Raw genomic sequence first — 23,867 nt, forward strand, 5'->3', positions numbered from 1 at the left:
GTGGGTTTTTCCACAATATTGTTAAAAAAAGACTTCGCTTTTGGCGAAGTCTTAATGATTTTGCATCTGTTCACTTGGTGTAAGTTGATTTGAAAAAAATTCATCATAAATCGTATATCCAATGAGCACAAGAGCAACATAGAGCAATGCACTAACGGTCCAAATCCATTTGACATTCATCTTCATTCTGCCACTCCCTCTCTGACTGGCTTCAATCGCTGCAATCTGAGCGCATTCAGCACAACGGACACGGAACTAAAGGCCATTGCTGCTCCTGCAAGCCATGGCGCAAGGAAACCAAATGCAGCAATCGGTATCCCAATACAGTTATAGGCAAGCGCCCAAAATAGGTTTTGTTTAATGTTTCTCATTGTTTTTTTACTAAATTCCAGCGCATCTGCAATGGCATGGAGATCTCCCGTCATGAGCGTAATATCTGCTGCTTCCATGGCAACGTCTGTCCCTGTTCCCACAGCCATCCCAATATTCGCTGTTGCCAGGGCTGGGGCATCATTGATACCGTCTCCGACCATGGCGACTTTCTTTCCCTGTTCCTGAAGCGCTGCAATGTGAGCCGCTTTTTCTTCAGGCAGCACTTCAGCAATGACATGATCAATGCCCGCCTGTTTCGCAATCGCCTCTGCTGTTAGTTTATTATCACCTGTCATCATCACAACGTGAATCCCCTGCTCTTTTAGACGAGCGATGGCTTGTGGAGAGGATGATTTGATTGTATCTGCGACCGCGACAATGCCGGCGACTTCACCGTCAATCGCAACAAGCATAGCCGTTTTTCCTTGCTCATCCAGTGTTGTGACAGAAGCTTCAATTTGCTCATATTGGATATGATGTTTCTGTAATAGCTTACGCGTTCCAATCAAAAGCTTGTGTCCTGCTGCCTTTACTTCAATTCCATGACCTGGATCTGCTTGGAACGCTTCAACCTCGACCGCTTCAAGACCTCGTTCCTTCATACCGTCTGTGATCGCCCGGGCAAGCGGGTGTTCCGACTGCTGTTCTGCCGAGCCTGCTAGCTGCAGCAGCGTATCTTCTGTCCAGTTGGCATATGCCAGTACATCTGTCAGACTAGGCTCTCCTTTTGTTACAGTCCCTGTTTTATCTAACACGACCGTGTCGAGTGATTGAGTCACTTCTAAATGCTCTCCGCCTTTAAACAGAATGCCTGATTCAGCCGCACGGCCGCTGCCAGCCATAATAGAGGTTGGTGTCGCAAGGCCGAGCGCACACGGACATGCAATGACAATGACGGCTATAAAGGTTTCAAGTGCTGACGTCACATTTCCTGGGTCAACAAAGAAAAACCATATGAGGAATGTGAGCACAGCAATTCCTACAACAATGGGAACAAATATTCCTGATATTTGATCTGCCATTCTTTGAATTGGTGCTTTTGAGCCCTGCGCTTGTTCTACGACTCGGATAATCTGTGAAAGAGCGGTCTCTTTCCCGACTTTAGTCGCTTTTATTTTGATGAATCCATTTTTATTGATCGTTGCCCCGATGACCATATCTCCTGCTGTTTTATCAACAGGCAGACTTTCTCCTGTAATCATGGACTCATCTATTGCGGTTGTCCCCTCTATGATCTCCCCATCTACCGGTACTTTTTCCCCCGGTTTGACAAACACAAGGTCATTCACTTTCACGTCAGAAATAGTCACAGTCATCTGTTTGCCATCTCGCTCGATAACCGCTTCTTTCGCTTGTAAGCCTATGAGCTTTTGAATCGCTTCTGATGATCTTCCTTTTGCTCTAGCTTCCATTAATTTTCCGAGCACGATTAACGTAATGAGGACAGCACTTGTTTCATAATAGAGGGCTGCCTCATGTGTGCCTTGAACCGCTGACTGAATGCTTTCATATAAACTATAGAAAAACGCGGCAGATGTCCCAAGAGCGACAAGAACATCCATATTGGCACTTTTATTTCTTAAAGCCTTATACGCCCCTACATAAAAGGGCCAGCCGACAATGAACTGCACAGGCGCTGCCAACGCCAGCTGTACCCATGGATTCATAAACGCTTCAGGCAGCCAAATAAAGGACGTAAAAGAAAAATGACTGACCATTGCCCAAAGAAGCGGCAGTGACAAAATCATCGAGAATAAAAAGCGTGCCGTTTGCTTCTCTATTGCTGCTTGGCGGTGATCTTTCTTTCCTTCCTCTGCTTGATCTGCGGCTGGTTCAATTAGAGAATACCCAATAGACTGCACCGCATCTTTTATGTCATTTGTAGACGTTTGGCCCGGATGATATGTGACCTGAAGTGTCTCAAGCGCAAAATTTACAGACCCGTGATCGACACCGTCCATTCGGTTAATTTTTTTCTCGATTCGGTTTGCACAAGCCGCACACGTCATTCCCTCTATATCAAATTCTGCTTGCTCCATCACCACATCATAGCCAAGCGATTGAACTTTTCGCTTTAAATCATCTGGTGTTAGTTTCTCTGTTTCATAGACAATATGGGAAGTGTCAAGCGCCAAATTCACACTGGCATCCTCCACACCTTCCAGCCTGTTCAATCCCTTTTCGATACGGCCTGCACAAGCAGCACAGGTCATCCCCGTAATTTGAAAGTCAATTTCCTTTTTCATTGATCTCACCTCTCCATATACTCCATGGGGGTATTATTTTTTGAAAAAAATACGTGCTGTACTGCAGCACGTATACTTATTTATACGACATCATATCCCTGTTCTTCAATCACATCAGAAATACGGTGTAACGTGACTTGATCCGGATGAAATGAAACCTCCACCTGTCCTTTGTCTAAATGGACTTTCACAGATTCCACACCTGCTAATTCTCCTACATTTCCTTCGACTGCTTTCACGCAATGTCCGCAAGACATGCCCTGCACTTGAAGTGTTGCTTGTTCCACTTCTCATCGCCTCCATCAATCATTTTCTACAATTTACTATACCCTAGTAGGGTATGGATGTAAACATAAATGCTACGATTTTGTCAGTTTCGTAAAGACCGTCATTAACTCTTCAATGGCTTCATCCCCATTGCCGCTCTTGATAGCATCTGCAACACAATGATGTGTATGCTTTTCCATCAAATGAAGACTGACTTTTTTCAAAGCCGCATTGACTGCAGAGATTTGATTCACAACATCTATACAGTAACGATCGTTTTCAATCATTTGCTGGATCCCGCGAACTTGTCCTTCCACTCGTTTCAAGCGATTGATCAATTGGTCTTTTTCCTTTTCGGCTCTAGGCGAAGCCATATGTCTTTCTTCATGTTCTGTCATGTGATCACCTTTTTTTCATTATGACTTGTCTTTACCTAAATTAAAGCATATCTCCACCGAAAAAGGCAAAGATATGCTGAGCACCGCATATAAAGCTGTTTGTCCTAATTTGTTAATTGTTCGATATCCTGCAAAAGATTGACGGATTGCTGAAGCTGTTTCATCAATCCCTGCTGATCCTCCAGTATGGCGGCAACATCGATATCGCCTGCTTTCAATTGCTGTATATATGTTTGGATCTCCTCTGACAGCACTTTATTTTTTTCAATGATTTGTGCATGAAGGTCTTCTGCCATTTTTGGCGCTGTGACTTCATTAAAATCTTGAATGTCTGCCTTCAACGATTCAAGCTGCTGCGTTAATTCCGCCTTTTTGGCGGCGTTTTGCACAGCTTCTTCAGCGAGCTTTGGAAATTCCTCTGTAAATTGCTGAATGTCCGTCACATAGTCATTTGCCTCAGTGACATATGTCGTTGTATCGTTGACCTGATCAAGCAAGCCGGAGCAACCGCTTAATACAAGCGTGCCTGAAAATAGACAAGCCATCACGTATTTTTTCAAGATCGATCATCCTTTCATCTGTAGGATTAAAAGCATCATTTGTTCCGCTTCCCTATCACACAGATGCAAAAAGACCTTAAAAATAGCCAGACCTTTGCCTCATGTGTGATAGGCAAAGGTCTGGCTAACATTGTTCATGCCGGAATGGCCGAGAAACAACGAATGTTTCTGTAGTGACGACCAAAACCGTAAAAGCTACTCCCCTTTAGGAAACCGTTCAAATGTTATGTTTATCATATCGAATGTCAGGACAACAGTCAATGAGGAAGATCCTGCTCTTGATACAGCACATGGCCCTTACCAGTGGATGCATAAATCCGGTTCCGTCCTTGGCGTTTTGACATATACAAGGCCTGATCCGCTTCAAATAGAAGTGTCTCTAATACACAAGGATCATTGGCTGTGTGAGCAATTCCAAAGCTCGCTGTCACTCGCACTTTTTCCTTATCATTCGTAAAGAAACTTGCTTCAAACGAATGTCTTATTTGTTCCGCGATATGACATGCCTCTTTAAATGACTGATGAGGCAGACAAATGGCAAACTCTTCTCCCCCATATCGTCCAAATAAATCATCCATTTGTAAATGCTCCTGACAAATAGAGACAACATGACGCAGCGCTTCATCCCCGATATGATGTCCGTGTGTGTCATTGATTTGTTTAAAGAAATCAATATCAAACAGCATAACAGCGGTATCCTGCGCATCTTCTTCAAGGATCAACTGCGTTCGTTCGATGAAAGAAGATCGATTGAAAATATTCGTCAAACCATCGATATACGCACGACGCTCCAGCTCTTCCTGCAGCAAACGCTGCTCTGTAACATCACTGATCACTATTTGCCTTCCCTCAATCTCTCCTCTTCTATTAAATAGAGACGAAGCGGTCAGATGATAATAATAGGACTGGTCTTTTTCTTTTTTCCACATTAAATCATATTGCGAATGATCCTGCGGAGAGCGCAGCCATTGAATGAACGCTGAATCTTTGATGATTGCTGAGAAAATATCGTCGATCTTATAGCCAATTCCCTTTTTATTCGCAAGTGCTGGAATGATCGATGCAGCAGCGGGATTGTAATCAATGAGTGTCCGATATCGATCTAAAATCAAAACCCCTTCAGACATATGCTCAAACACACGCTCCATTGCGATGGGAGACAGCTTAAACAGCTGGAACGACATAATTGCCCATAAATAGAGTGCGTTGGTAATAAACATCACCACAGGAACCGGATCAATATGCAGGGGTGTAACGCCTAGTAAATAAATAAAAGAAGTCAAAATTGGTAAGGACATTCCCACTAACAGTATCAGAATCTGCTTTAAATATTCTTTTTTTGTGACACGTAAAAACCAAAGCAGCATAAAAATAGCAAGCATCGAACAGCCAAACGTATAAACGCCATGAATGATATACCAATAGCCAATCGTAAAATCAGCCAATAAAAACCCATCTACTGGATTCATCGTGATGCTTCGATAAAAGAGTGAATGTAAAGAGTTGGTGAACACCATAATGGTTGTGAGAGTTGGAATCAATAAGATGAGAAGCACGCGGCGCTTTGTGAAATATTGATGGAACCCCGTAAATTGCAGCACAATCAGCAGACTGAGCGGTGCGATAAACGGAAGACCTATGTATTGAAAACAAACCCAGAACATGATTTCTTCAGGGGTACGAGCCAATAATTCAAACGTATGCCCAAAGATATAAATCGCAGTTGCTCCAGACATGTACATAAACAATTGACAGCCAATATACCGGTGGCGGTTCGCATGAGCAATGATTGATAATATCACGGACAGAATGCCAGAAACACTCATGATCACAATAAAATGTAAAACAATCGAATCCATGTAAACGCCCCAATTTCAGTTATTTAGAACTAGTCTAATCTTACTATATATGAGGACGTCAAAAATGGGAAGATGTGATTTTGAATTGGTTGGAGGTTTTTTGTAAAATTTCAGGCGTTATCTGTTTGTGATCCCTTATATTTTCACTACTTTTTGCTTAATTTGAGGGAGAAGTATGTTGCGTCTGTAGAAATATCTGTACAATGTGGAGATCAATGGAGAGGAGACTCGAAAGGAATATGACTTTTTGGATGATTATGACGGGGCTGTTTATGTTGATTCTTTTAGAAAAACCGTTTGAAAAGAGAAGTTCTGGATTGTTATTTTTGATCAGTTATTTACTGCTGATTGCGGTTTATGTGATTCAGACAACGTTTGTGGAACTTGTGCCGGATGGATTTTTGATGATGCTTGCGGTGGTTGTCGTTTTTCCTTTGTTTGTTCGGTTGGTGCAGTCTTCTTTGAGAAACCGTACATAAGAAAAGAGATGCCAGATGCGGCATCTCTTTTTCTGCTGTGAACCAAGTTCGGTGTATTCCCCTTAAAAGTTTCAGCATTATTTTTCTAAATCAAGGTTTTGATTTGTCCTTTGGTATATCTTTAGCTTTCTCATCTTCAATTTTACTAACTTCTGTTTTTGCATGGTCCATTTCTTCTAATTCTTTCTTCATTCTAGAATTTATAAAATTTAAATCTTTATCTACAACTTTAATTTGCTTTGTAACCTTTAAGATATCTTTTAAAAGCGGTTCGGCGTGACTGATCTTGAAAGGAAGCTTACCGAATCATCTATAGTTTGAGGCAGTTAGATGGATGAACTAAAACGGAAAACTGGTAAGGATGAGCCGACGATCCTAAAGGTGTTAAAAATCTTGTGTCAAGAAATGAATTTAGAATGGGATAAAGAGAAGAAGGAATGGTGGCTTAAGTAATGTAAAAAAGCCGCCCAGGTTGACGGCCAATTTCACATAATAATTTTATTCATATTGAGCAGGAGCAATTTTGGCTACTGGTGCACCACAAAACAGCATGAACGCGAATAATACGGGCGGCTTAATTGCAATATTCATAACTGCAAGAGCACCTAATACAGCTATCCAATCTCCTTTTTCAATTGATTTTTGTAGGTGCTTTAATGTGCCCTTAGCGACACCAATTGCATCCTCGACACAGCGAGTTACCGTGTTACTTTTCGTGGTCACTTCTTGATTCATTAATTTTGCAAAAACGATCATTCCATCTTTCACTTCAGCCGAATAAGGTGACTTCGCAAGCTCTTTCTCATTAATGACGAAACCTTTTTTTTCAGAAACAATAATCTTTGTGAAGATATATTCAATTTCTTTTAATGACTTCTCAATTTGCTCTTCTGTCAAACCTTCTAATCCCTTTGTGCTTTGTGTCTTTGCAGCAGCAGCTGGCGCAAATGCAGTTACAGCCAAGACTAATGCTAACATTAAAAATAATAATCTCTTCATTTTAAAACCCCCTTTAAGTTTTCAAAATAACTTTATCATACAAATATAGAAAATAAAGGGTTTTAAGTGAGAGTTAAAGTCTTCTTACAAATATCGACATATTGTGACACTAACCCCACATAAATAGAAGGAAAAATGATAGCGCCCAAGCATATATACCAAGCATTACAAAAACTTTCAGGAAACTCTCGTACTTTGTAAGAGGACGTTCCTTTTTTAATTTCGACAATCGCCGGTGAAGAGCATAACCAGAGAACAAAAGAATTAATTGACCAATTCTTGATACGTTTTCTAATATATCTATACCATTCATTATAGTTCACCTCCCAAATCAGAGAAAAATCAAACATTCTACACATCTACTTTTCATGTATATCTAAGGTAATTTCAATTTATTATCTCAAATTTCCTTTCACCTTCCAACATTTATGTAAAAATAAGTAATAAGAAGCATTAAACAAGATAGATGTCTCTACGTGTTTTTTTATATTCTAAAAATACGGATGATAAATAGGTGGACATGAAGTAACTGAATTAACACAAAAAAGCCCCTCCAAAAATATGGAGGAGTTCTCATTTTACTTTTGTTTTACCTGAACATATTTTGATGAAGCAGTGATGAATAATCCTGATTTAAGTTTAAACATTTTCGATCCGTTAACCGTCACAGTCTTATCAATCTGTGTTTCGCTGATCAATTGGACTTATCGTAAACCATGTGTAATATTTAATAAATAAAAAATACAAGGCACTCAGGTGTTGCAGAAACACTAAACACTTATAGCCACCTATACACTTCCAAACAAAAGGAAGTTGTAGCTTTCATGGAAGAAGAAATTTTCTAAAATGATGCCAAAATGTTGCCAGACACGCACCAAGGGCTTTCAAACCCTTGATACGACTGCATTCTAAAAGTTTTGATGGAGACGGTGGGAGTCGAACCCACGTCCAGAGACATCGATTACTTAAGCGTCTACGAGCGTAGTCAACATATTTACGTGTTCACTCATCCTCATGCCTGCTGACGGGCGCTTGGAGAGCTAGTCTGATGGATCTCTTCTTACGTCCTCAGACGGAAACGTAAGCGTAGCCTACTTCATTGGGCTCCTCACAGACACATAGGCGATGTCAGGAAGAGCTCGCTGCGCTTATTAGGCAGCTAGTGCTAAGTTTTGGTTAAAACTTTTAGTTTTGCCAGTTACATTTAAGTGCGTGTTAACGAGATCGCCTCTCGGCTCGCAGCCTAAGCTCGAACCATCCCTGTCGAATCCGTAACGTCCCCTTGTAAAAGGGATATACGGGATGGAAGTTCAGCTTCACTGCTTCCGTATATAACTATTATAACAATCTCATCGCTCGAAACAACTGGTGGTTTCTGTCAAAACAGCGATGATTGTTTACTGCATAACATATTGTAGCATAATGCTTCCGCTCTCAGCAAGCCATCTGCATTAGGCTAGAATTGCTTTTGACGATCGCGGAAGGCACGTTCAATTTCACGTTTTGCATCTTTTTTCTTCAGATCTTCACGTTTATCGTATTTCTTCTTCCCTTTTCCGATTCCGATCAGCACTTTGGCAAAGCCATTTTTCAAATAAAGTTTCAGAGGCACAAGTGAGTAGCCTTCTTCCTTTGTCGCACCAATCAATTTGCTGATTTGCTTGCGATGAAGCAGCAGCTTTCTCGTTCTCAGCGGATCATGGTTATAACGGTTCCCCTGTTCGTATGGGCTCACGTGCATATTATGAAGAAACACTTCTCCTCGCTCGATTTTGGCAAAGGAATCTTTTAAATTCACTTTTCCAGCACGAATCGATTTGATTTCAGTTCCTTGTAATACTAGGCCGGCTTCGTATGTTTCTTCTATAAAGTAATCATGATTTGCTTTTTTGTTTTGGGAAACAACTTTTCCCTCTCCCTTTGGCATTGGCGTACACCCTCCTTTTGACACAAACACGGTCCAAATCGTACGGATTATTTTATCAAACAATCCAGCTTTCGACAATGCTGACGCCATGTGGTCAAAAAGCAAATAGAGCGGGATGCCCTATTTGCTTTTTGGCACGTTACTTTTTCTTTTTGCGTTTTTGTTTCGGTGCGTTTTCAAATACGCGTTTTTTCTTTTTCTTCTTTTTACGGTTTGTGAACCAGTCACTTCCGCTTTTATCCTCTTTGCCTTTTTCCCCAGAGGCTTTTTGACCTCCACGCCCTTTTTTCGCTGGTGGATCTGTCCGTTTTTTGAACTTGAAATCTTTTGGAGATTTACGGCGAGTGCCTTTCATCCCGACGATTTCAAAATCAATTGAGTGCTCATCTTTATTAACATTAACAACTTTGACAGTGATTTCGTCACCGATACGGTAGACATTCCCTGTACGTTCACCGATCATGGCAAAGTGCTGTTCATCAAAGCGATAATAGTCGTCTGTCATGTAGCTGACATGGACAAGACCTTCTATCGTATTCGGCAGTTCAACGAATAGTCCAAAGTTCGTCACAGAACTAATCATGCCATCAAACTCTTCACCGATTTTATCTAGCATAAACTCTGCCTTTTTCAGATCATCTGTTTCACGCTCTGCATCGACTGAGCGGCGCTCCATCGTGGACGCATGATCTGCGATTTCAGGAAGCAGCTGGCCCCACTTTTCTAGAGTCGCTTCATCTGTCTTTTTCTTAATCAAATAGGTTCTAATCAGTCTATGCACGATTAAATCCGGATAACGGCGGATCGGTGATGTGAAGTGTGTATAGAATTCCGTTGATAACCCAAAATGGCCAATGCTTTCTGGATCATACTTCGCCTGTTTCATAGAGCGAAGCATCACAGTTTGAATGACAACTTCTTCTGGTTGATCCCTGACAGCATCGAGGACACTTTGAAGTGCGCGCGGGTGAATGTTCGTTGACGTCCCTTTCACAATGTAACCAAACGTCGTTACGAACTCTAAAAAGCGCTGAAGCTTCTCAGGGTTTGGTTCTTCGTGAATTCGGTAAATGAACGGAACATTCATCCAGTGGAAATGCTCTGCAACCGTTTCGTTTGCAACAAGCATGAATTCTTCAATTAATTTCTCTGCAACGGAACGCTCACGAATGACAACGTCTTTCGCTGCGCCTTCATCATCTACAAGTACTTTTGCTTCCTTGAAATCAAAGTCTACAGCTCCGCGCTCCATTCGTTTGTCACGAAGAATCTCTGCAAGCTTCTCCATCTCTTGAAACATCGGCACTAGCGGCTCATATTTGTTTAAAAGCTCTTCGTCTTGGTCGACTAAAATCTTATTCACATCAGAATAGGTCATTCTCTCCGTCGTTTTGATCACACTTTGGAAAATCTCGTGTTTGACGACTTTTCCGTTTCGATCAATGACCATTTCACAAGACAGTGTGAGACGATCGACCTTTGGATTTAATGAACAAATACCGTTTGACAAACGATGCGGAATCATTGGGATGACGCGGTCGACGAGATACACACTCGTTCCACGTTCATAAGCTTCCTGATCAATCGGCGAATTCTCTGTGACATAATGAGAAACGTCTGCAATGTGCACGCCAAGCTTATATTTGCCATCATCCAGCTTTTGCACAGTTACAGCATCATCTAAGTCCTTCGCATCTGCACCGTCAATCGTCACAATCGTTTCATTGCGCAAGTCGCGTCTGCCTTCAAGGTCTTTTTCATCAATCGTTTCAGGTGTGTCTGCTGCCTGCTGAAGTGCTTCTTCTGGGAACTCACCTGGCAGACCGTGTTTATGAATGATCGACAAAATATCAATGCCAGGGTCATTTTTATGACCGAGGATTTCAGTCACTTCACCTTCTGCACTCATTCTTCCTTCAGGGTAGCTTGTCAGCGTCACAACGACTTTATGACCTTCGACCGCACCGTTTTTAGCGGATTTCGGAATGAAGATATCGTTTGTGATTTTTTTATCATCAGGAATGACAAAGCCAAAGCTTTTCGTTTCTGTGTAGGTACCGACAACCGTCTGAGTATTACGCTCGAGAATGCGGATAACAGTTCCTTCCTTTTTCGTGCCATTTGATTTGTGGCTGACACGAACCATGACGGTATCTCCATTCATCGCTGTGCCTAACTCATTTGGCGGAATGAAAATATCATCCTGTCCAAACTCTTCAGGCGTTACAAATGCAAATCCTTTTGCATGAGCAGACAGCTTTCCTTTTACCAAATTCATTTTTTCGGGTACTCCGTAACGGTCGCTGCGCGTGCGAACGATGAGTCCTTGATCCTCCAGCGTCACAAGTGCTTTGACGAGCTCTTTATAATCATCAGGATTGGTAATCTCCATCATGACTTCCAGCTCTTGAACGGTTAACGGTTTATACGCTTCTTCTTTCATAAAAGCGAGTAATTCATCCATAAATTCTTCTTTTTGCACACTCTAACCCCCTATATATTTAAATTGACCAATCAAGTGATTCTAAGAATGCATAGACATCCTGATGAACCTTCTCCCGCTCTTTATCAAGCGTGATGACATGGCCTGATTCTTCATACCATTTCAAATGCTTATCATCTGTCTCTACTTCGTTATAAATGATATTCGCACTGTCTGTATTAATCATATGATCGTGACGTGCCTGCACAACAAAAGTAGGTGAATAGATCATGTCGACATTGTTTCTAACATCTGCAATCAGTTCTTGCAGGCTCCTCAGTGTATCCATTGGTGTTTTCTTGAACGATTCCATTTCTTGTTCAATTTGGTCCTCTGACTTACCCTCAAATTTCTTATAGTTACGGGCATAATCTAGTACACCCTGGTACATGACTTCTTCACTTTTTATGTACATAGGTGCACACATAGGTACAATTCCCTTTACAGGTACAGTGTAACCTAATTTCAATGAAAAAACTCCTCCGAGGGATAGTCCGCAAACTGCAATCTCCTCATAACCCTCATCTTTTAAGAATTGATAGCCTTCTTCAACGTCTTTCCACCAGTCAGCCGGGCCTGTATGGACAAGCTCTTCTGGCGGCACACCGTGTCCTTTATATTGAGGTGCATGGCATGTATATCCTCTATCGTTCAAATAACGGCCAAGCATTCGAACATCGGCTGTATTCCCAGTAAAACCGTGAAGAAGAAGCACCGCCTTTTCTCCACCTTTAAACGTAAATGGTTTTGGTGTAACAACTTTCATGATGTGACTTCCTTTCCTTCTGGTATGGTTTATATTTTCCACTTGTATGTATGAAACAAACACAAAAGAGTGCTGATAATAAAAAAAGGTCTGAAAAAAGATCAGACCTTCTGTTACTCGCGCTTTACACGCCTAAATATGCCAATGCAAGTGTTAAGATGAAGAAAAGCACTGACAAAATAACCGTTAAACGGTGAAGAATCAAGTCAAGGCCTCTCGCTTTTTGCTTACCGAAAAGCTGCTCGGCTCCACCTGAAATAGCGCCTGACAGTCCAGCACTTTTACTTGATTGTAGTAATACAACGATGATAAGTGCGATACTGACAATTACGAGTAATGTGATAACAAATGCGTGCATGAAAACACCTCCAGACATACTGGTACACATAACTTTATTTTACATGAAAACAAGGTGCATGTCACGAAACATCAAAATAAAGATTTCCTATATATTGTCGACTTGATTCGTTATTTTGATACAATTTCGTTCCAAAGTGCTGGCTGCAGCATTTTTATATGCAATTTTTCGGTTAAAAACACATTTTTAATGAGTTGCTTCTTCCTTCAATAGCTGTTTTAATTCTACTAACAAACGTTCAGCTCCTTCAGGACTCAGCATCACGTTCCCATTTCCATAGCTTTTGTTGTACTTCGTCACTTGTCCCGTCAGCAGGCAGCTCTTATCTGCATCATATTTTTTCAGCATAATGGTTTGATCTTCAATGAAAATTTCTAACAGCTGCTCTTCTTTAATATTGAGTACCTTGCGCATTTCTGAGGGCAGAACAATTCTGCCGAGAGAATCAATATGTCTGACCATCCCAGTCCTTTTCAATGACATTTCCTCCTTGATGATGATATGATGATATCACTCATTGACTTTTGTCAACATTTTCATAGTAAAATAGATCTTCAAATTTTTTATCAAAGTAATGAATCATTTTGCCAATGACAAGCTGTCCCGGTTTTCGGTGACCATTTAATACCCTGCTAAGTGTGGCAGGAGAGATGCCAATTTCATCAGCGAGCTGATTTAACGACATATCGTTCTCGATCATATACTGCATGACAAAAGCCCGCCTGATCTGAATCTTTTCGACCATCATTACAACCTCCTATGGAATCATTATGTACAACATGTAAGACTCTCACATCAAGCAGATTCATTAACTTATGTCAACACTTTTACCCCTCTGCTATTTCCTTTGGTCAATGATCATACTAAAATAAGTCATATACTGAAATGTGAGGTTCGATGTCATGAATCACTTTGGTGAACAATTACGCATTTTAAGAGAAAATAGAAAAATGTCGGTCAATCAGCTTGCCATGTATTCAGGTGTAAGCGCTGCTGGTATTTCTCGTATTGAAAATGGAAAGCGCGGTGTGCCAAAGCCTTTAACCATAAAAAAATTAGCACACGCCTTGAAGGTGCCTTATGAGGATTTAATGCTGCTTGCCGGTCATATTGAACAGGAACAAGTTCATGAAATGAAACCGAAATATGAGTCCATGTTAAAAATCTATCAAACGGCGCTTCAAAAGGATGTAGAACATCTCCCCATTTTTGACGGGGACAAATGGGAAAGGCTCTCCGCACAAGACATCAGCCAGCTGAATGAATACTTTCTCACGCTCATCAACCAAAAAAGGTGAACAAATAGCGGGGCATAAACCTAATGTACATCCACCATTAACTAATGTCAATATTTTCATGGTGTACTTATTGCCAATAGTCAACAAATCAAGTAAAATAGACATATCTAATCTATAACCATGTGAGGTTTTGCGTTAATGAACTTTGGTGCATATTTAAGAGCATTACGAGAGGAAAAGAAGCTGTCGGTGAACCAATTAGCGATGTATTCTGAGGTCAGCGCTGCCGGTATATCTCGTATTGAAAACGGGAAACGCGGCATTCCGAAACCTCCTACGATTAAAAAGCTAGCTGGTGCGTTAAAGGTACCTTATGAAGACATGATGCAGGCTGCGGGCTATATTGAGGAAGCCGCTTCTGTCCAACAGCTTAGGGAAGATGATCTTGCTTTATCCAAAATAAAGGAAGCCGCAGCGCAATATGAACTTGGTGATCTCGAAATATTTGATGGTGACATATGGTCAACCCTTTCGAAAAAAGAAATAGAGGACCTCAACCGCTATTTGTTATTTATGTTAAACAGCCGTTCGTCCTCATAAATGTTTAAGCTTTTTGCGCCGATTTATAACAGATTTACGGTATAATGGGTTCAGATTGGAGTGAAGAAAGATGAATCAATCTGACATGTGCCCGCGGTTTGAAAAAGCAGTTGAGTTATTGAGTAAACGCTGGGTGGCACTGATTGTTTTTCAGCTTCTCTCAGGTCAGCAGCGCTTTAGTGAAATTGAGGCGGCTCTGACAAATTTAAGCGGAAGAGTATTATCTGAGAGATTAAAAGAGCTGGAAGCAGCAGGTATTGTAAAACGGGAGGTTTTTGCTGAAACACCCGTGCGCATTGAGTATTCTTTAACAGATATGGGGCGTTCACTTGCACCCGTTTTTGAGGAAATTGCGAAGTGGTCCTCTGAATGGATCACGCTTGAATCATAAACCAGCATTCGAACCACCTGATCTTCATAAAACAACCTCCCTTACAGATGTAAGGGAGGTTTTGTCTTTTCAACAGCTTAAGCAGATGTGATGTTTTTTTCAGCTAACGCTTTTCTTTCTTTTTTCTTGTTTGTCGGGCTTAAATAGCGTTCGAGCCAGCCCATGACAAGGTCAGCGATAATAGCCATAAGTGCAGTTGGAATCGCACCTGCTAAAATGATGGCTGTTCCGTTTGTTGCGTTTGACCCTCTGATGATGATATCACCAAGACCTCCCGCGCCCACAAATGTTCCAATCGCTGTAATTCCGATGGCAATGACCAGTGCGGTTCTTAAACCAGCCATAATGACTGATAAAGCAAGCGGTAGTTCAACCATTCTCAGCACTTGCCATTTCGTCATGCCCATCGCTTTACCTGATTCTAAATAGGCATGTTCAATGCTGACAATGCCTGTATACGTGTTTCTGATGATCGGCAGAAGCGAATACAGAAAGAGTGATAGGATGACTGTATTTGCGCCAAGTCCTAATACAAGCATCAACACGGAAAGCATCGCTAATGCCGGTATCGTTTGGATGACGTTGGTAATGGCAAAGACCCAATTGCTCAGCTTGCGGTAATGCGCGACAAAGATGCCTACTGGAATCCCGACAATCGCCGCAAACAACACCCCATACGCCGACATGAGAAAATGCCGATAAAATTCTTCTAACACATATGACCCGTTCTGCTGATAATACGTCCATAATTGCTGCAGTGTGTCCATCAGCCGTGACACCTCCCCATCTTACTCAAAGTAATTGTGTTTTTTCAGGAAATTCTTCGCAACGGTTGCTGGTTCTTGAAGCTCTCCGTCGACTTGATAGTTCAGCTCTTGCATTTGTTCTGTATCGATTTTTCCGATCAGCCTGTTGATCACCTTATCAAGCCCTGGATTTTCTTTTAAGACTTTCTCCGGGACTACTGGCGATGCATCATATGGCGGGAAGAACCGTTTATCATCTTTTAAGATTTTGAGATTATAGGCTTTGATTCGTCCATCTGTTGAATAGGCAAGTACAATATCCATTTTTTCATTTTTTAATGCATCATAGACTAAACCAATCTGCATCGGATATGTGCTGCCAAATTTGATTCCGTATGTTTTCACAAATCCGTCATAGCCGTCGCCTTTCTTTTTGAGCCATATGTTATCGACCCCAAATCGGTAATTGGTCGCATTCTTTTTCAAATCAGAGACCGTTTCTAAATTATTTTCCTTCGCCATCTTCTGCGTTACGGCAAAGGCATACGTATTATCAAATCCATAAGAATCAAACCATTTGTAATCATAGCGTTTTTTAAATTCTTTTTGGACGATCTCCATCGCCCGCTCCGGGTCTTTTTCCGCATCCATTCCAAGCGTGCTTGTTAAATCTGTGCCTGAATATCTTGTGGCAGAAATGTCGACATCTCCGTTTTCCATTGCTTTCTGCTGCACAGTGTTGGAGCCTAGGTTTTTCACAATGGTCGTCTTTTTATCTGTGTAATGTTCAATCATATCGCCAACCATATAGGCCATAATTTCTGATTCGGTAAAGTTTTGTGCTCCAATTCGCAGTGTGCCCCCTGAGGAGCCGGCTAGTCCAGGAAGTGAACAGCCGCTTATCAATAGCAAGCATCCGGCAAGCAGTGCACTGATCCATTTTGTTTTTCGATTCTTCACATAAGCCAACTCCTTATGAAACTTCCTTCAATCCTTTTAAGCCTTCAGGTGTTACTTTTTTCTCCAGCTTCATTAATGATAGGTCGATGATGACTGCTAAAATTGTGACTGGGATCGCACCCGCAATAATGAATTCCGGCTGATACAGCTGAAGTCCAATCAAAATGTAGTCACCTAGACCGCCTCCACCAATAAAGGCTGCAAGTGTTGTCCAGCCAATCAAATAAATCGTTGACGTTCTAACACCTGCCATAATGACCGGTACAGCAAGCGGGAGTTCAACAAGACGAATTTGTTCCCATGTTGTCATCCCGATTCCTTTACCGGATTCAAGCAAGTTTTTGTTCACACCTTGTACCCCGGCATACGTATTTCTTAAAATAGGTAAAACCGAATAGAAAAAGAGAGCAACGATTGCAGGTATTTTCCCAACCCCCAAAATAGGAATAAAAAAGGCAAGAATCGCTAAACTAGGGAGTGTTTGAAAGATATTCACGATACCGATGATAAAACCTGCGCCTCGCTTCATTCGTGTGAGTACCACGCCTAAAGGAACGGCAACAAGAATACCGAGCACAACTGCAATTAAGGAAATATATAAATGCTCCCACATTTTTGTGAGGAGTTCCCCGCCATTTTTCTCTAGAAAGTCGATGATTTGATCCATGTGTACACCTCCCTTACTTCATTTCAGTGACAGCTGCTGGCGTATCGTCTCCCCAAATGGAGTCGTACACAACATCTACAAGACTTGCACGTGTCACAATGCCTTTTAAGTGCCCTTCTGCATCCACAACCGGTACATATTTAATGCCGCGTATTAAGATTTTCCGGACAGTGTCTCTTAGAAGTGCGCCTTCTTGTACGGTATAGAACTCTGTATTTAAAATATCACCAACAAAAGCTGCTTTTCTGCGGTTCGCATCGATTGTTTCAATATCGATATAGCCTTTTAGCACATGATGTTCATCTACTACAAGCAAGGAATCGACCCGCTTTTCTCTCATGATGTAGATGGCATCTGTTAATGTTTTTTCAACTGTAACGGTGACTGGTGACGTGTTCATCATTTGTTCTACACGTTCCATATTCGGATTTGATTGAAGCAGACGTTCTTTGCCGATGAATTCTTCTACGAATTCATTGGCTGGGTTTCGCAGAATATCGTCAGGCGTACCTACTTGGACAATCTCTCCATCTTTTAAAATCACAATTCGATCAGCTAGTTTAATAGCTTCGTCCATGTCATGTGTGACGAATACGATGGTTTTATTTAACGTTTTTTGCAGTTTCTTAAATTCTTCCTGCAATGAATCTCGTGTGATTGGATCAAGTGCGCCAAACGGTTCATCCATGAGGATCAGAGGGGGTTCCGCTGCTAGTGCGCGAAGAACACCAATACGCTGCTGCTGTCCTCCGCTGAGTTCATGAGGATAGCGCTCTAAATATTCCGGTCCCATGTCGACAAGCTTCAGCAGTTCACGCGCCCGTTCTTTTCGTTTTTCTTCCGGCCATTTTAACAGCTTCGGAACAAGTGAAATGTTTTGTGCGATGGTCATATGGGGGAACAGTCCAATTTGCTGAATCACATAGCCAATTTCTCTTCTTAATTGAACTGGATCTTTTTTCATAATGTTTTCTCCCTCGATGAAGATTTTTCCTGAGGAAGGTTCGATGAGTCGGTTGATCATCTTCATGGTTGTTGTCTTACCACAGCCACTCGGTCCAATAAAACAAATAAATTCTCCTTTTGCTATTTCTAAATCAATATTTTTGACAGCTTTTTTTCCGCCTTTATACGTCTTAGATACATTCTCTAGTTTCAGCAAATGAGACACCTCCAATTAGTCGGATCAATATTTTCAGAAAATTTACACCTTATTTATTATAGTGCAAACTTTATAAAATAAAAAGTTTATGATGTGTTTGTATTGCATAACATTTATTTAAAATTTTCAGTTAACGGCCCAATAGATAGAGATCTCTCCTTTTTCCTCCAAATTACGAGCAAATACTCAATATTTATTGTTTTCATCAACAAACAGGTATATGATATATTGTGTTACAAATTGTCAGTCGTGAAGGGATGAATCGGGGAGTGGACAAGCTAGCGTTAGGCGCCATTCAAAAAGCACAGGATCATTATATTGAAAAAGCTGCCGAGAACATGAATGCCTTTGGTCTTTCTTCTACAGTGGGTAGAGTGCTTGGTATCATTCACATGAACCGTAAACCAATGACGCTTGGGGAGCTATCAGAGGCGACAGGCATGAGCAAAACGAGAATGAGTCAAGTCGTTCGAGAAATGCTTGATTTGAATATTGCGGAAAAGGTTTATGAAAAAGGAATACGTAAAGATCTATATGACGTTGAGCAAGATCAATATCAAACGTTTATTTCCTTGTTTGCAGCCAATTGGTCCCGAGTTGTCAGCAAAAACCGCAAGGCACATAAGAAAACGTGCAAGGAATTGCTGGAGCTGCTTGAACAGGACGACCTGCCAGAAGAGACAGAGAATAAAATCAATCTGCTTCTTTCAGAAATTAAGGAAAGTCTTGATTACTATGATTGGATTAGCCGCTTAATTGAATTCTTTGAAAGTGAAGAAGTGTTTAAGCATGTGCCGAAACCTTAAAAAAAGCTGTTTTATTTTACATCATTGTAGAAAAAACAGCTTTTTTATATACACTTATTGCATAAACATTGGAAACATCCCTTTTAAGCCTGCGCCGATCATCTCAACTGCCACTACAGCAAGAATTAATCCCATTAACCGCGTCACGACATTCATCTCTGTTTTCCCCATTTTCCGCATAATGAAACTTGAATAATGAAAGGCATAAAAGGTCATTGCCAGAACGATGACAATGCCAATTACAATGGCAAACATGTGAAGCATCACTTGACTTCCCGGGGTTAAGCTCATCACTGTAGCGATTGTACCAGGACCAGCGATGATCGGGATCGCCAGCGGCGTAACGGAGACATCCGCTTTCTCTTTGCTTTCTGCCTTTTCTTCAGAATGTGGATTTTGGACATGTGACTCCTTTGCATTCAGTAAATTGTAAGCGATACCAAAAATAAAAATACCTCCAGCGATGCGGAGTGCATGAATATCGATCCCAAACAATTTGAAAATAAGCCTGCCTGCCAATAGAAAGGCAATCAGAATGATGAAAGAGACCACAATGGCTTTTTTGGCTGTCTGGGAGCGTTCTTTCTCTGTATATCCCTCTGTTAAGGTGATAAAAAGAGGCACGTTTCCAATGGGATTTGATACAGCAAATAATGAGACCACGACATGAATCATAAAGGAAATCAACAGACACCCTCCTTTTTTCATAGTGTCTGCCAATCTGATGTGAATATTCCCTTGTGATGTTAAAACCTGTATATATTTAACCGATGTTAATAGAGGTTTTATTGAAAGGGGAATCACACATGAAGAAAACAATCACTATCGTCCTTCTATCTGTTGCGGTTTTAGGCGCAGCCGGCTGGATGGTTTGGCAGCAGCAGACCATCAAAGCAGCAGAGGAAAAACATCAGCAAGAAAGCAAAACGAACACTGAGCAGCTTTCGCAGTTGAAATCAGATCAAGCAGATATGAAACATGAAAACGAAGATCAAAAAAAGAAACTGTCGACCATGTCGAAAAAGCTCAAAAACGAAAAGAAAGCCTATCAAAAAGAAGTCAAGCAGCGAAAAGCGCTTGAGGCAAAAATTGACCAGCTTCAAAAAGAGCTGACAGCAGCGAAAGCCACTGCTCAAGCGAATAAGCAGAGAGCACAGGCTGCAAGGAAACCAACTGTCAAAAAAGACCCAAATGTCACCCACAATCCGCCCTCACAATGGGTACAGGATCAATATGATTGGGGTGTGAAACAAGGGTATATTAAAGAATAGAAAGGATGAAAAAACATGATACACATTCGGCCATTGTCAGATGATCAATCTGTCCCTATGGATCTTTTACTCTTAGCTGATCCTTCCAAGGAAAAGGTTCTTACTTATGTGCAATCCGGCTCTTGTTATGCCGCGTATCATGAACAGGACGTGATTGGCGTCTATGTGCTTTTATCTCTGTCTCAGCAGACAGTCGAAATCATTAATGTCGCCGTGAAGGAATCATGGCAAGGAAAAGGAATTGGGAAGCAGCTGATCCGCCATGCCATTGATGAAGCGAAAGCCGCAGGTTTTCACACGGTTGAAATCGGCACAGGCAACTCGAGCATTCAGCAGCTCGCACTTTATCAGAAATGCGGCTTCCGCATGACATCTATTGACCACGATTTCTTTCTTAAGCATTATGATGAACCGATTTTTGAAAATGGCATTCAGTGTATGGATATGGTACGGCTGTCACTCACTTTGCAAGCAGACTGATGTTTTGTTCCGTCTGCTTTTTTATGTTCTGCGCTTTTTTACCACATGCTTCACATATTGAATGAAGAAATAAAGGACGGCGCCAGCTAAAAAACAGACCACACATCCAAAGAGCGTCGCCTCTGAGCTGAATTGATACTCTTCAATTTTCATGATATAAAATGGCATGCCAAACAATGTTGGGCTTGATTCAACATGATTGACCTCTAGCAGCAGTAAAAAAACAGGGGTCATAAACACAGCAAATACATACAGCATCGCAAGTGTTATACCGCTGGAAAACGAATGAAATACTTTGATCATCTCTTTCTCTCCTTCATCTCTTTTAAACTGGCTGTGATATTTTTCCCGTCTGGACAAGCTGGATGCAGCATCACCGTATTTAGTAAAGAAAAAAACAGCAGCTGATGACTGACCGGATGCTTCCATATCATAATAAGCACAATCGAACAAAGCACCGGAAAGAGCGGCCCTGCAAGTGCCACCATCATATTGAAGCTCGGCCGGCCAAACGTTTCATGGACGACCGCCACATGCTTCCAATCAATCGTGACCACAAAATCAAAGAGCGGCCTTTTTTCGATTTTGTTACACAACATGACCATCAGTATATGACCGAGTTCATGTATCACCACAACCGCTAGGAAACTGCACACAAGCTCTATCATCGCAAAACAGGCCTCTTTAACATGACAGCATATATACAGATAAAGAATGCAAGTGAACCTAGCAGATAGGCGGTGGCGAGAAGATACACATCTGATGAAAGCCACCTCAATAAAAGCATATCGATGAAGCTGAATACAGCAATCATCATCACGATGACAAACAGTTTATTAAACTCACTGATCTTCACGATAAACCCTGTACAGGCCGCCATGGCAGTGATCAACAAAATGGACAAACTTGCGAGGCCATGCCCTTCACTTTCAATGCCTATCACCATAGATGCAAGCCAAATAAACACAAAATATGTCAACAAATTAATAGCGTAATAAAATAAAATTCTCGACAATAAATAAGCACTCTTTGATGTATTTAACATAAAAATAGCCCTTTGATTCATATGATATTCTCTGCCAATCATCAGCGGAAGCATGATCAATATTTCCTTTAATGCATACTGCACAATAAAGGCATACAGCCAGCCGGTTTCTACCGGTGTAAAAACAAATGGCAGCCCCGCCGTCAAACAAACGAGAAATAAAAACAAAATGCCCTGTTCTTTAAAAACAGCTGACCGGCTGAAATAGACCAATTCCTGCCGCATGTGCGTCAGAAAGGAAGATTGCGTTCTGATTTTCTTGTAAGAAAACGACTTCACCTCTGTTTTCAGCTGCAAAAACATCCGATGGACATAAGAAGCCGCTAACCCCTTCAGCCATAGCCAGCCAGCGCTTAGAAGGATCACCAGAAATATGAGATAGACTGATGGCCATACACGGATCATCACCATTGCTTTTTGCAAAAGGAGAAACACCAATAGATTCAGCACCGCAAAGCCGAGCGTTTGCAGCAGCAAATGCTCTTTTGTTTTAGATACGAAATGGCTCACAGCAATCCGCATCACCATCCAAGAAGCAAGTGCAAGCAGCGCCAGTACACAGCAAGTCATGCATACAGCCGTTATCCAATACAAAGATGGCGTAACACCGCTGATCAAAAGGCCTAAGACAATCGGTAAAAAAAGCAGTCCTACCATGAGAAAACAAAAGAGCATCGGAAAGAAATACACACAAAGGACAAATGGCACACTTTGTATCGCACTATTCAAAAAGTAGAATTGATATTCCTGTCGCTTTAATTTATTGCGGGATAACAAAATAGCTGCACCTAAAAGTAAAAGCGTCATTTTCATCAATTGGAGGTATAGAGCAGCCGGCTCACTTTCTACTGCCTGCATGAAAAAACGCAGGCTGATAACGACGTATATCGCGTACATGAGCAAGAAAAAAGCCGCGGCTGCGAGAAGCTGTATAGGGTACTTTTTTGCGAGCTGCTTTCCTTTCGTTGTCAGCATTCCCCATTCTATTTTATGAAGAACGTGTCGTGTCCAGATCATTGAGTAACCTCTCCACCTGCATATAGTAATCTCGATTCACTTCTTTATAAATCTCTTCAAGTGCCTGATGAGGAAATGTCAGATTCGTTTCTTGGCGGGACATATCCAGTTTGACGTCCCCATTTCTTAAGATCATGAGATGGTCATAAAGCGTATCACCAAAGCTCAAATGATGGGTTGAAATGAGAATGCCAGCGCCTTGATTTCTCAGCTTCATGAGCACCTTTTTTAAGATGATCATCATATCTGGATCAAGTCCGTTCGTTGGCTCGTCGAACACATAATAATCACATGGCCTGAGGAGCTGGGAAATGATCTGTGTTTTCTTTTGATTGCCATGAGACAGCTGAGCGATAGGCTGATCCATATATGAACCCAGCTCAAACAAATCAATGAACGTCTCTTCCCGTGTGACATCTTGCTCATTTGGCAGCTGAAGTAATTGAAAGTATTCCCTCGGTGATAAATAATCGAACAACGAATGCTCGTCAGGAATATAGGACACATGTTTTTTCAACAAGGAGATATGTTCTGAGGATTGAAGATTCAGCTGTTTACCGTGTAAAGTGACGCATCCTATAAATGGTGTCAGCCCAAACATGGATTGGATCATCGTCGTCTTTCCCGCACCATTATGCCCCAAAAGCAGCAGCATCTGCCCTTTCTCGACATTCATTTGAATATTACGGAGAGAGAAGGTGCGGCTATATGTTTTTTCTTTTAATTGTAATGTCAGCATCATATCCCTCCGTTTGTTTCAGATAGAACAGA

General features: G+C 41.4%; 31 protein-coding genes and 1 other RNA gene. 8 read left to right on the top strand and 24 right to left on the bottom strand.

The genetic code is table 11. The annotated features are described in order from the left end of the window. Positions 1-51 precede the first annotated feature (51 nt). From NSS65_RS16145 to NSS65_RS16170, 6 genes are all read right to left on the bottom strand, one after another. A complete protein-coding gene (locus tag NSS65_RS16145) occupies positions 52-186 on the bottom strand; it encodes a hypothetical protein (RefSeq protein WP_257788743.1) in 135 nt (44 codons plus the stop codon). Then, entirely contained in the window at positions 183-2,618 is a 2,436-nt protein-coding gene (locus NSS65_RS16150) for a heavy metal translocating P-type ATPase (protein WP_342467316.1), read from the bottom strand. Before NSS65_RS16150 ends, NSS65_RS16145 begins: the two co-directional genes overlap by 4 nt. A gap of 80 nt (positions 2,619-2,698) precedes the next feature. Continuing rightward, entirely contained in the window at positions 2,699-2,905 is a 207-nt protein-coding gene (gene copZ / locus NSS65_RS16155; protein ID WP_024423475.1) for a copper chaperone CopZ, read from the bottom strand. A 72-nt stretch (positions 2,906-2,977) separates the two neighbouring features. Next, entirely contained in the window at positions 2,978-3,283 is a 306-nt protein-coding gene (locus NSS65_RS16160; protein WP_012011272.1) for a metal-sensing transcriptional repressor, read from the bottom strand. A gap of 104 nt (positions 3,284-3,387) precedes the next feature. Beyond that, complete coding sequence (locus tag NSS65_RS16165) at positions 3,388-3,843, bottom strand: DUF6376 family protein (protein WP_034280921.1); 456 nt, start codon at positions 3,841-3,843, stop codon at positions 3,388-3,390. Between the two features lie 257 nt (positions 3,844-4,100). Further along, positions 4,101-5,702, bottom strand: coding sequence for a histidine kinase N-terminal 7TM domain-containing protein (locus NSS65_RS16170; RefSeq protein WP_070326024.1), 1,602 nt, complete (start codon positions 5,700-5,702; stop codon positions 4,101-4,103). Positions 5,703-5,941: 239 nt separating this feature from the next. Here NSS65_RS16170 and NSS65_RS16175 point away from each other — a divergent pair, with 239 nt between their 5' ends. Next, positions 5,942-6,181 (top strand): hypothetical protein, encoded by a 240-nt coding sequence (locus NSS65_RS16175; protein WP_034280923.1) that lies wholly within the window; start codon positions 5,942-5,944, stop codon positions 6,179-6,181. 330 nt (positions 6,182-6,511) lie between these two features. Then, a complete protein-coding gene (locus NSS65_RS16180) occupies positions 6,512-6,634 on the top strand; it encodes a hypothetical protein (protein ID WP_326135281.1) in 123 nt (40 codons plus the stop codon). A 45-nt stretch (positions 6,635-6,679) separates the two neighbouring features. Here NSS65_RS16180 and NSS65_RS16185 read toward each other — a convergent pair whose 3' ends face one another. The 9 genes from NSS65_RS16185 to NSS65_RS16225 form a co-directional block, all read right to left on the bottom strand. Beyond that, a complete protein-coding gene (locus tag NSS65_RS16185; RefSeq protein ID WP_326135280.1) occupies positions 6,680-7,180 on the bottom strand; it encodes a hypothetical protein in 501 nt (166 codons plus the stop codon). Positions 7,181-7,289: 109 nt separating this feature from the next. After that, complete coding sequence (locus NSS65_RS16190; protein WP_075621765.1) at positions 7,290-7,493, bottom strand: hypothetical protein; 204 nt, start codon at positions 7,491-7,493, stop codon at positions 7,290-7,292. A gap of 605 nt (positions 7,494-8,098) precedes the next feature. Then, positions 8,099-8,462, bottom strand: a transfer-messenger RNA (tmRNA) gene (ssrA, locus tag NSS65_RS16195). Positions 8,463-8,636: 174 nt separating this feature from the next. After that, on the bottom strand, positions 8,637-9,107 hold the full coding sequence (smpB, locus tag NSS65_RS16200; RefSeq protein WP_012011279.1) for an SsrA-binding protein SmpB: 471 nt from the start codon (positions 9,105-9,107) through the stop codon (positions 8,637-8,639). A 139-nt stretch (positions 9,108-9,246) separates the two neighbouring features. Further along, complete coding sequence (gene rnr / locus NSS65_RS16205) at positions 9,247-11,589, bottom strand: ribonuclease R (protein ID WP_326135279.1); 2,343 nt, start codon at positions 11,587-11,589, stop codon at positions 9,247-9,249. Between the two features lie 19 nt (positions 11,590-11,608). Then, on the bottom strand, positions 11,609-12,355 hold the full coding sequence (locus tag NSS65_RS16210; protein ID WP_034280925.1) for a carboxylesterase: 747 nt from the start codon (positions 12,353-12,355) through the stop codon (positions 11,609-11,611). Between the two features lie 124 nt (positions 12,356-12,479). Further along, the gene (gene secG / locus NSS65_RS16215) at positions 12,480-12,713 is read right to left on the bottom strand and encodes a preprotein translocase subunit SecG (RefSeq protein ID WP_003212746.1); all 234 of its coding nucleotides are present in this window, start codon (positions 12,711-12,713) and stop codon (positions 12,480-12,482) included. A 186-nt stretch (positions 12,714-12,899) separates the two neighbouring features. Then, positions 12,900-13,190: an AbrB/MazE/SpoVT family DNA-binding domain-containing protein gene (locus tag NSS65_RS16220; RefSeq protein WP_024423481.1), complete on the bottom strand. Its 291-nt coding sequence runs from the start codon at positions 13,188-13,190 to the stop codon at positions 12,900-12,902. Between the two features lie 37 nt (positions 13,191-13,227). Further along, complete coding sequence (locus tag NSS65_RS16225) at positions 13,228-13,461, bottom strand: helix-turn-helix transcriptional regulator (RefSeq protein WP_024719830.1); 234 nt, start codon at positions 13,459-13,461, stop codon at positions 13,228-13,230. A 154-nt stretch (positions 13,462-13,615) separates the two neighbouring features. On the opposite strand from NSS65_RS16225, the gene NSS65_RS16230 reads away from it, so the two are divergent. From NSS65_RS16230 to NSS65_RS16240, 3 genes are all read left to right on the top strand, one after another. Continuing rightward, entirely contained in the window at positions 13,616-14,011 is a 396-nt protein-coding gene (locus tag NSS65_RS16230; protein ID WP_034280928.1) for a helix-turn-helix transcriptional regulator, read from the top strand. Positions 14,012-14,149: 138 nt separating this feature from the next. Beyond that, positions 14,150-14,551, top strand: a complete 402-nt coding sequence (locus tag NSS65_RS16235; protein WP_034280930.1) for a transcriptional regulator — start codon at positions 14,150-14,152, stop codon at positions 14,549-14,551. 70 nt (positions 14,552-14,621) lie between these two features. Next, on the top strand, positions 14,622-14,942 hold the full coding sequence (locus NSS65_RS16240; protein ID WP_024423485.1) for a helix-turn-helix domain-containing protein: 321 nt from the start codon (positions 14,622-14,624) through the stop codon (positions 14,940-14,942). Positions 14,943-15,019: 77 nt separating this feature from the next. Here the strand turns inward: NSS65_RS16240 and NSS65_RS16245 are convergent, their stop codons facing one another. Genes NSS65_RS16245 through NSS65_RS16260 form a run of 4 tightly spaced genes read right to left on the bottom strand, consistent with a single transcriptional unit; the run spans position 15,020 to position 18,477 of the window. Continuing rightward, the gene (locus tag NSS65_RS16245; protein WP_034280931.1) at positions 15,020-15,709 is read right to left on the bottom strand and encodes an ABC transporter permease; all 690 of its coding nucleotides are present in this window, start codon (positions 15,707-15,709) and stop codon (positions 15,020-15,022) included. A gap of 21 nt (positions 15,710-15,730) precedes the next feature. Then, on the bottom strand, positions 15,731-16,648 hold the full coding sequence (locus NSS65_RS16250; protein WP_120207697.1) for an osmoprotectant ABC transporter substrate-binding protein: 918 nt from the start codon (positions 16,646-16,648) through the stop codon (positions 15,731-15,733). Positions 16,649-16,661: 13 nt separating this feature from the next. Continuing rightward, complete coding sequence (locus NSS65_RS16255; protein WP_034280933.1) at positions 16,662-17,315, bottom strand: ABC transporter permease; 654 nt, start codon at positions 17,313-17,315, stop codon at positions 16,662-16,664. Between the two features lie 13 nt (positions 17,316-17,328). Further along, positions 17,329-18,477: a betaine/proline/choline family ABC transporter ATP-binding protein gene (locus NSS65_RS16260; RefSeq protein WP_025094044.1), complete on the bottom strand. Its 1,149-nt coding sequence runs from the start codon at positions 18,475-18,477 to the stop codon at positions 17,329-17,331. Between the two features lie 269 nt (positions 18,478-18,746). Here NSS65_RS16260 and NSS65_RS16265 point away from each other — a divergent pair, with 269 nt between their 5' ends. Then, complete coding sequence (locus NSS65_RS16265) at positions 18,747-19,283, top strand: GbsR/MarR family transcriptional regulator (RefSeq protein ID WP_065215040.1); 537 nt, start codon at positions 18,747-18,749, stop codon at positions 19,281-19,283. Positions 19,284-19,337: 54 nt separating this feature from the next. On the opposite strand, the gene NSS65_RS16270 is transcribed toward NSS65_RS16265, so the two are convergent. Further along, the gene (locus NSS65_RS16270; protein ID WP_034280938.1) at positions 19,338-19,970 is read right to left on the bottom strand and encodes an NAAT family transporter; all 633 of its coding nucleotides are present in this window, start codon (positions 19,968-19,970) and stop codon (positions 19,338-19,340) included. Between the two features lie 119 nt (positions 19,971-20,089). Here NSS65_RS16270 and NSS65_RS16275 point away from each other — a divergent pair, with 119 nt between their 5' ends. Together NSS65_RS16275 and NSS65_RS16280 are read left to right on the top strand one after the other, a co-directional pair. Then, positions 20,090-20,554 (top strand): hypothetical protein, encoded by a 465-nt coding sequence (locus NSS65_RS16275; protein WP_041115645.1) that lies wholly within the window; start codon positions 20,090-20,092, stop codon positions 20,552-20,554. 15 nt (positions 20,555-20,569) lie between these two features. Further along, positions 20,570-21,034, top strand: a complete 465-nt coding sequence (locus tag NSS65_RS16280) for a GNAT family N-acetyltransferase (RefSeq protein WP_326135278.1) — start codon at positions 20,570-20,572, stop codon at positions 21,032-21,034. 21 nt (positions 21,035-21,055) lie between these two features. Here NSS65_RS16280 and NSS65_RS16285 read toward each other — a convergent pair whose 3' ends face one another. From NSS65_RS16285 to NSS65_RS16300, 4 genes are read right to left on the bottom strand one after another with little or no spacing between them, the layout of a single operon-like run. Further along, positions 21,056-21,337 (bottom strand): hypothetical protein, encoded by a 282-nt coding sequence (locus tag NSS65_RS16285; RefSeq protein WP_024426069.1) that lies wholly within the window; start codon positions 21,335-21,337, stop codon positions 21,056-21,058. After that, a complete protein-coding gene (locus NSS65_RS16290; RefSeq protein WP_070326029.1) occupies positions 21,334-21,702 on the bottom strand; it encodes a metalloprotease family protein in 369 nt (122 codons plus the stop codon). The genes NSS65_RS16285 and NSS65_RS16290 overlap by 4 nt, the downstream gene beginning before the upstream one ends. Further along, positions 21,699-23,096: a hypothetical protein gene (locus NSS65_RS16295; RefSeq protein WP_326135277.1), complete on the bottom strand. Its 1,398-nt coding sequence runs from the start codon at positions 23,094-23,096 to the stop codon at positions 21,699-21,701. Before NSS65_RS16295 ends, NSS65_RS16290 begins: the two co-directional genes overlap by 4 nt. Beyond that, positions 23,068-23,835, bottom strand: coding sequence for an ABC transporter ATP-binding protein (locus tag NSS65_RS16300; RefSeq protein ID WP_326135276.1), 768 nt, complete (start codon positions 23,833-23,835; stop codon positions 23,068-23,070). The genes NSS65_RS16295 and NSS65_RS16300 overlap by 29 nt, the downstream gene beginning before the upstream one ends. Positions 23,836-23,867 lie beyond the last annotated feature (32 nt).

Source organism: Bacillus sp. FSL K6-1006 (genome assembly GCF_038593175.1).
In the GTDB taxonomy this organism is placed as follows: Bacteria; Bacillota; Bacilli; order Bacillales; family Bacillaceae; genus Bacillus; species Bacillus safensis.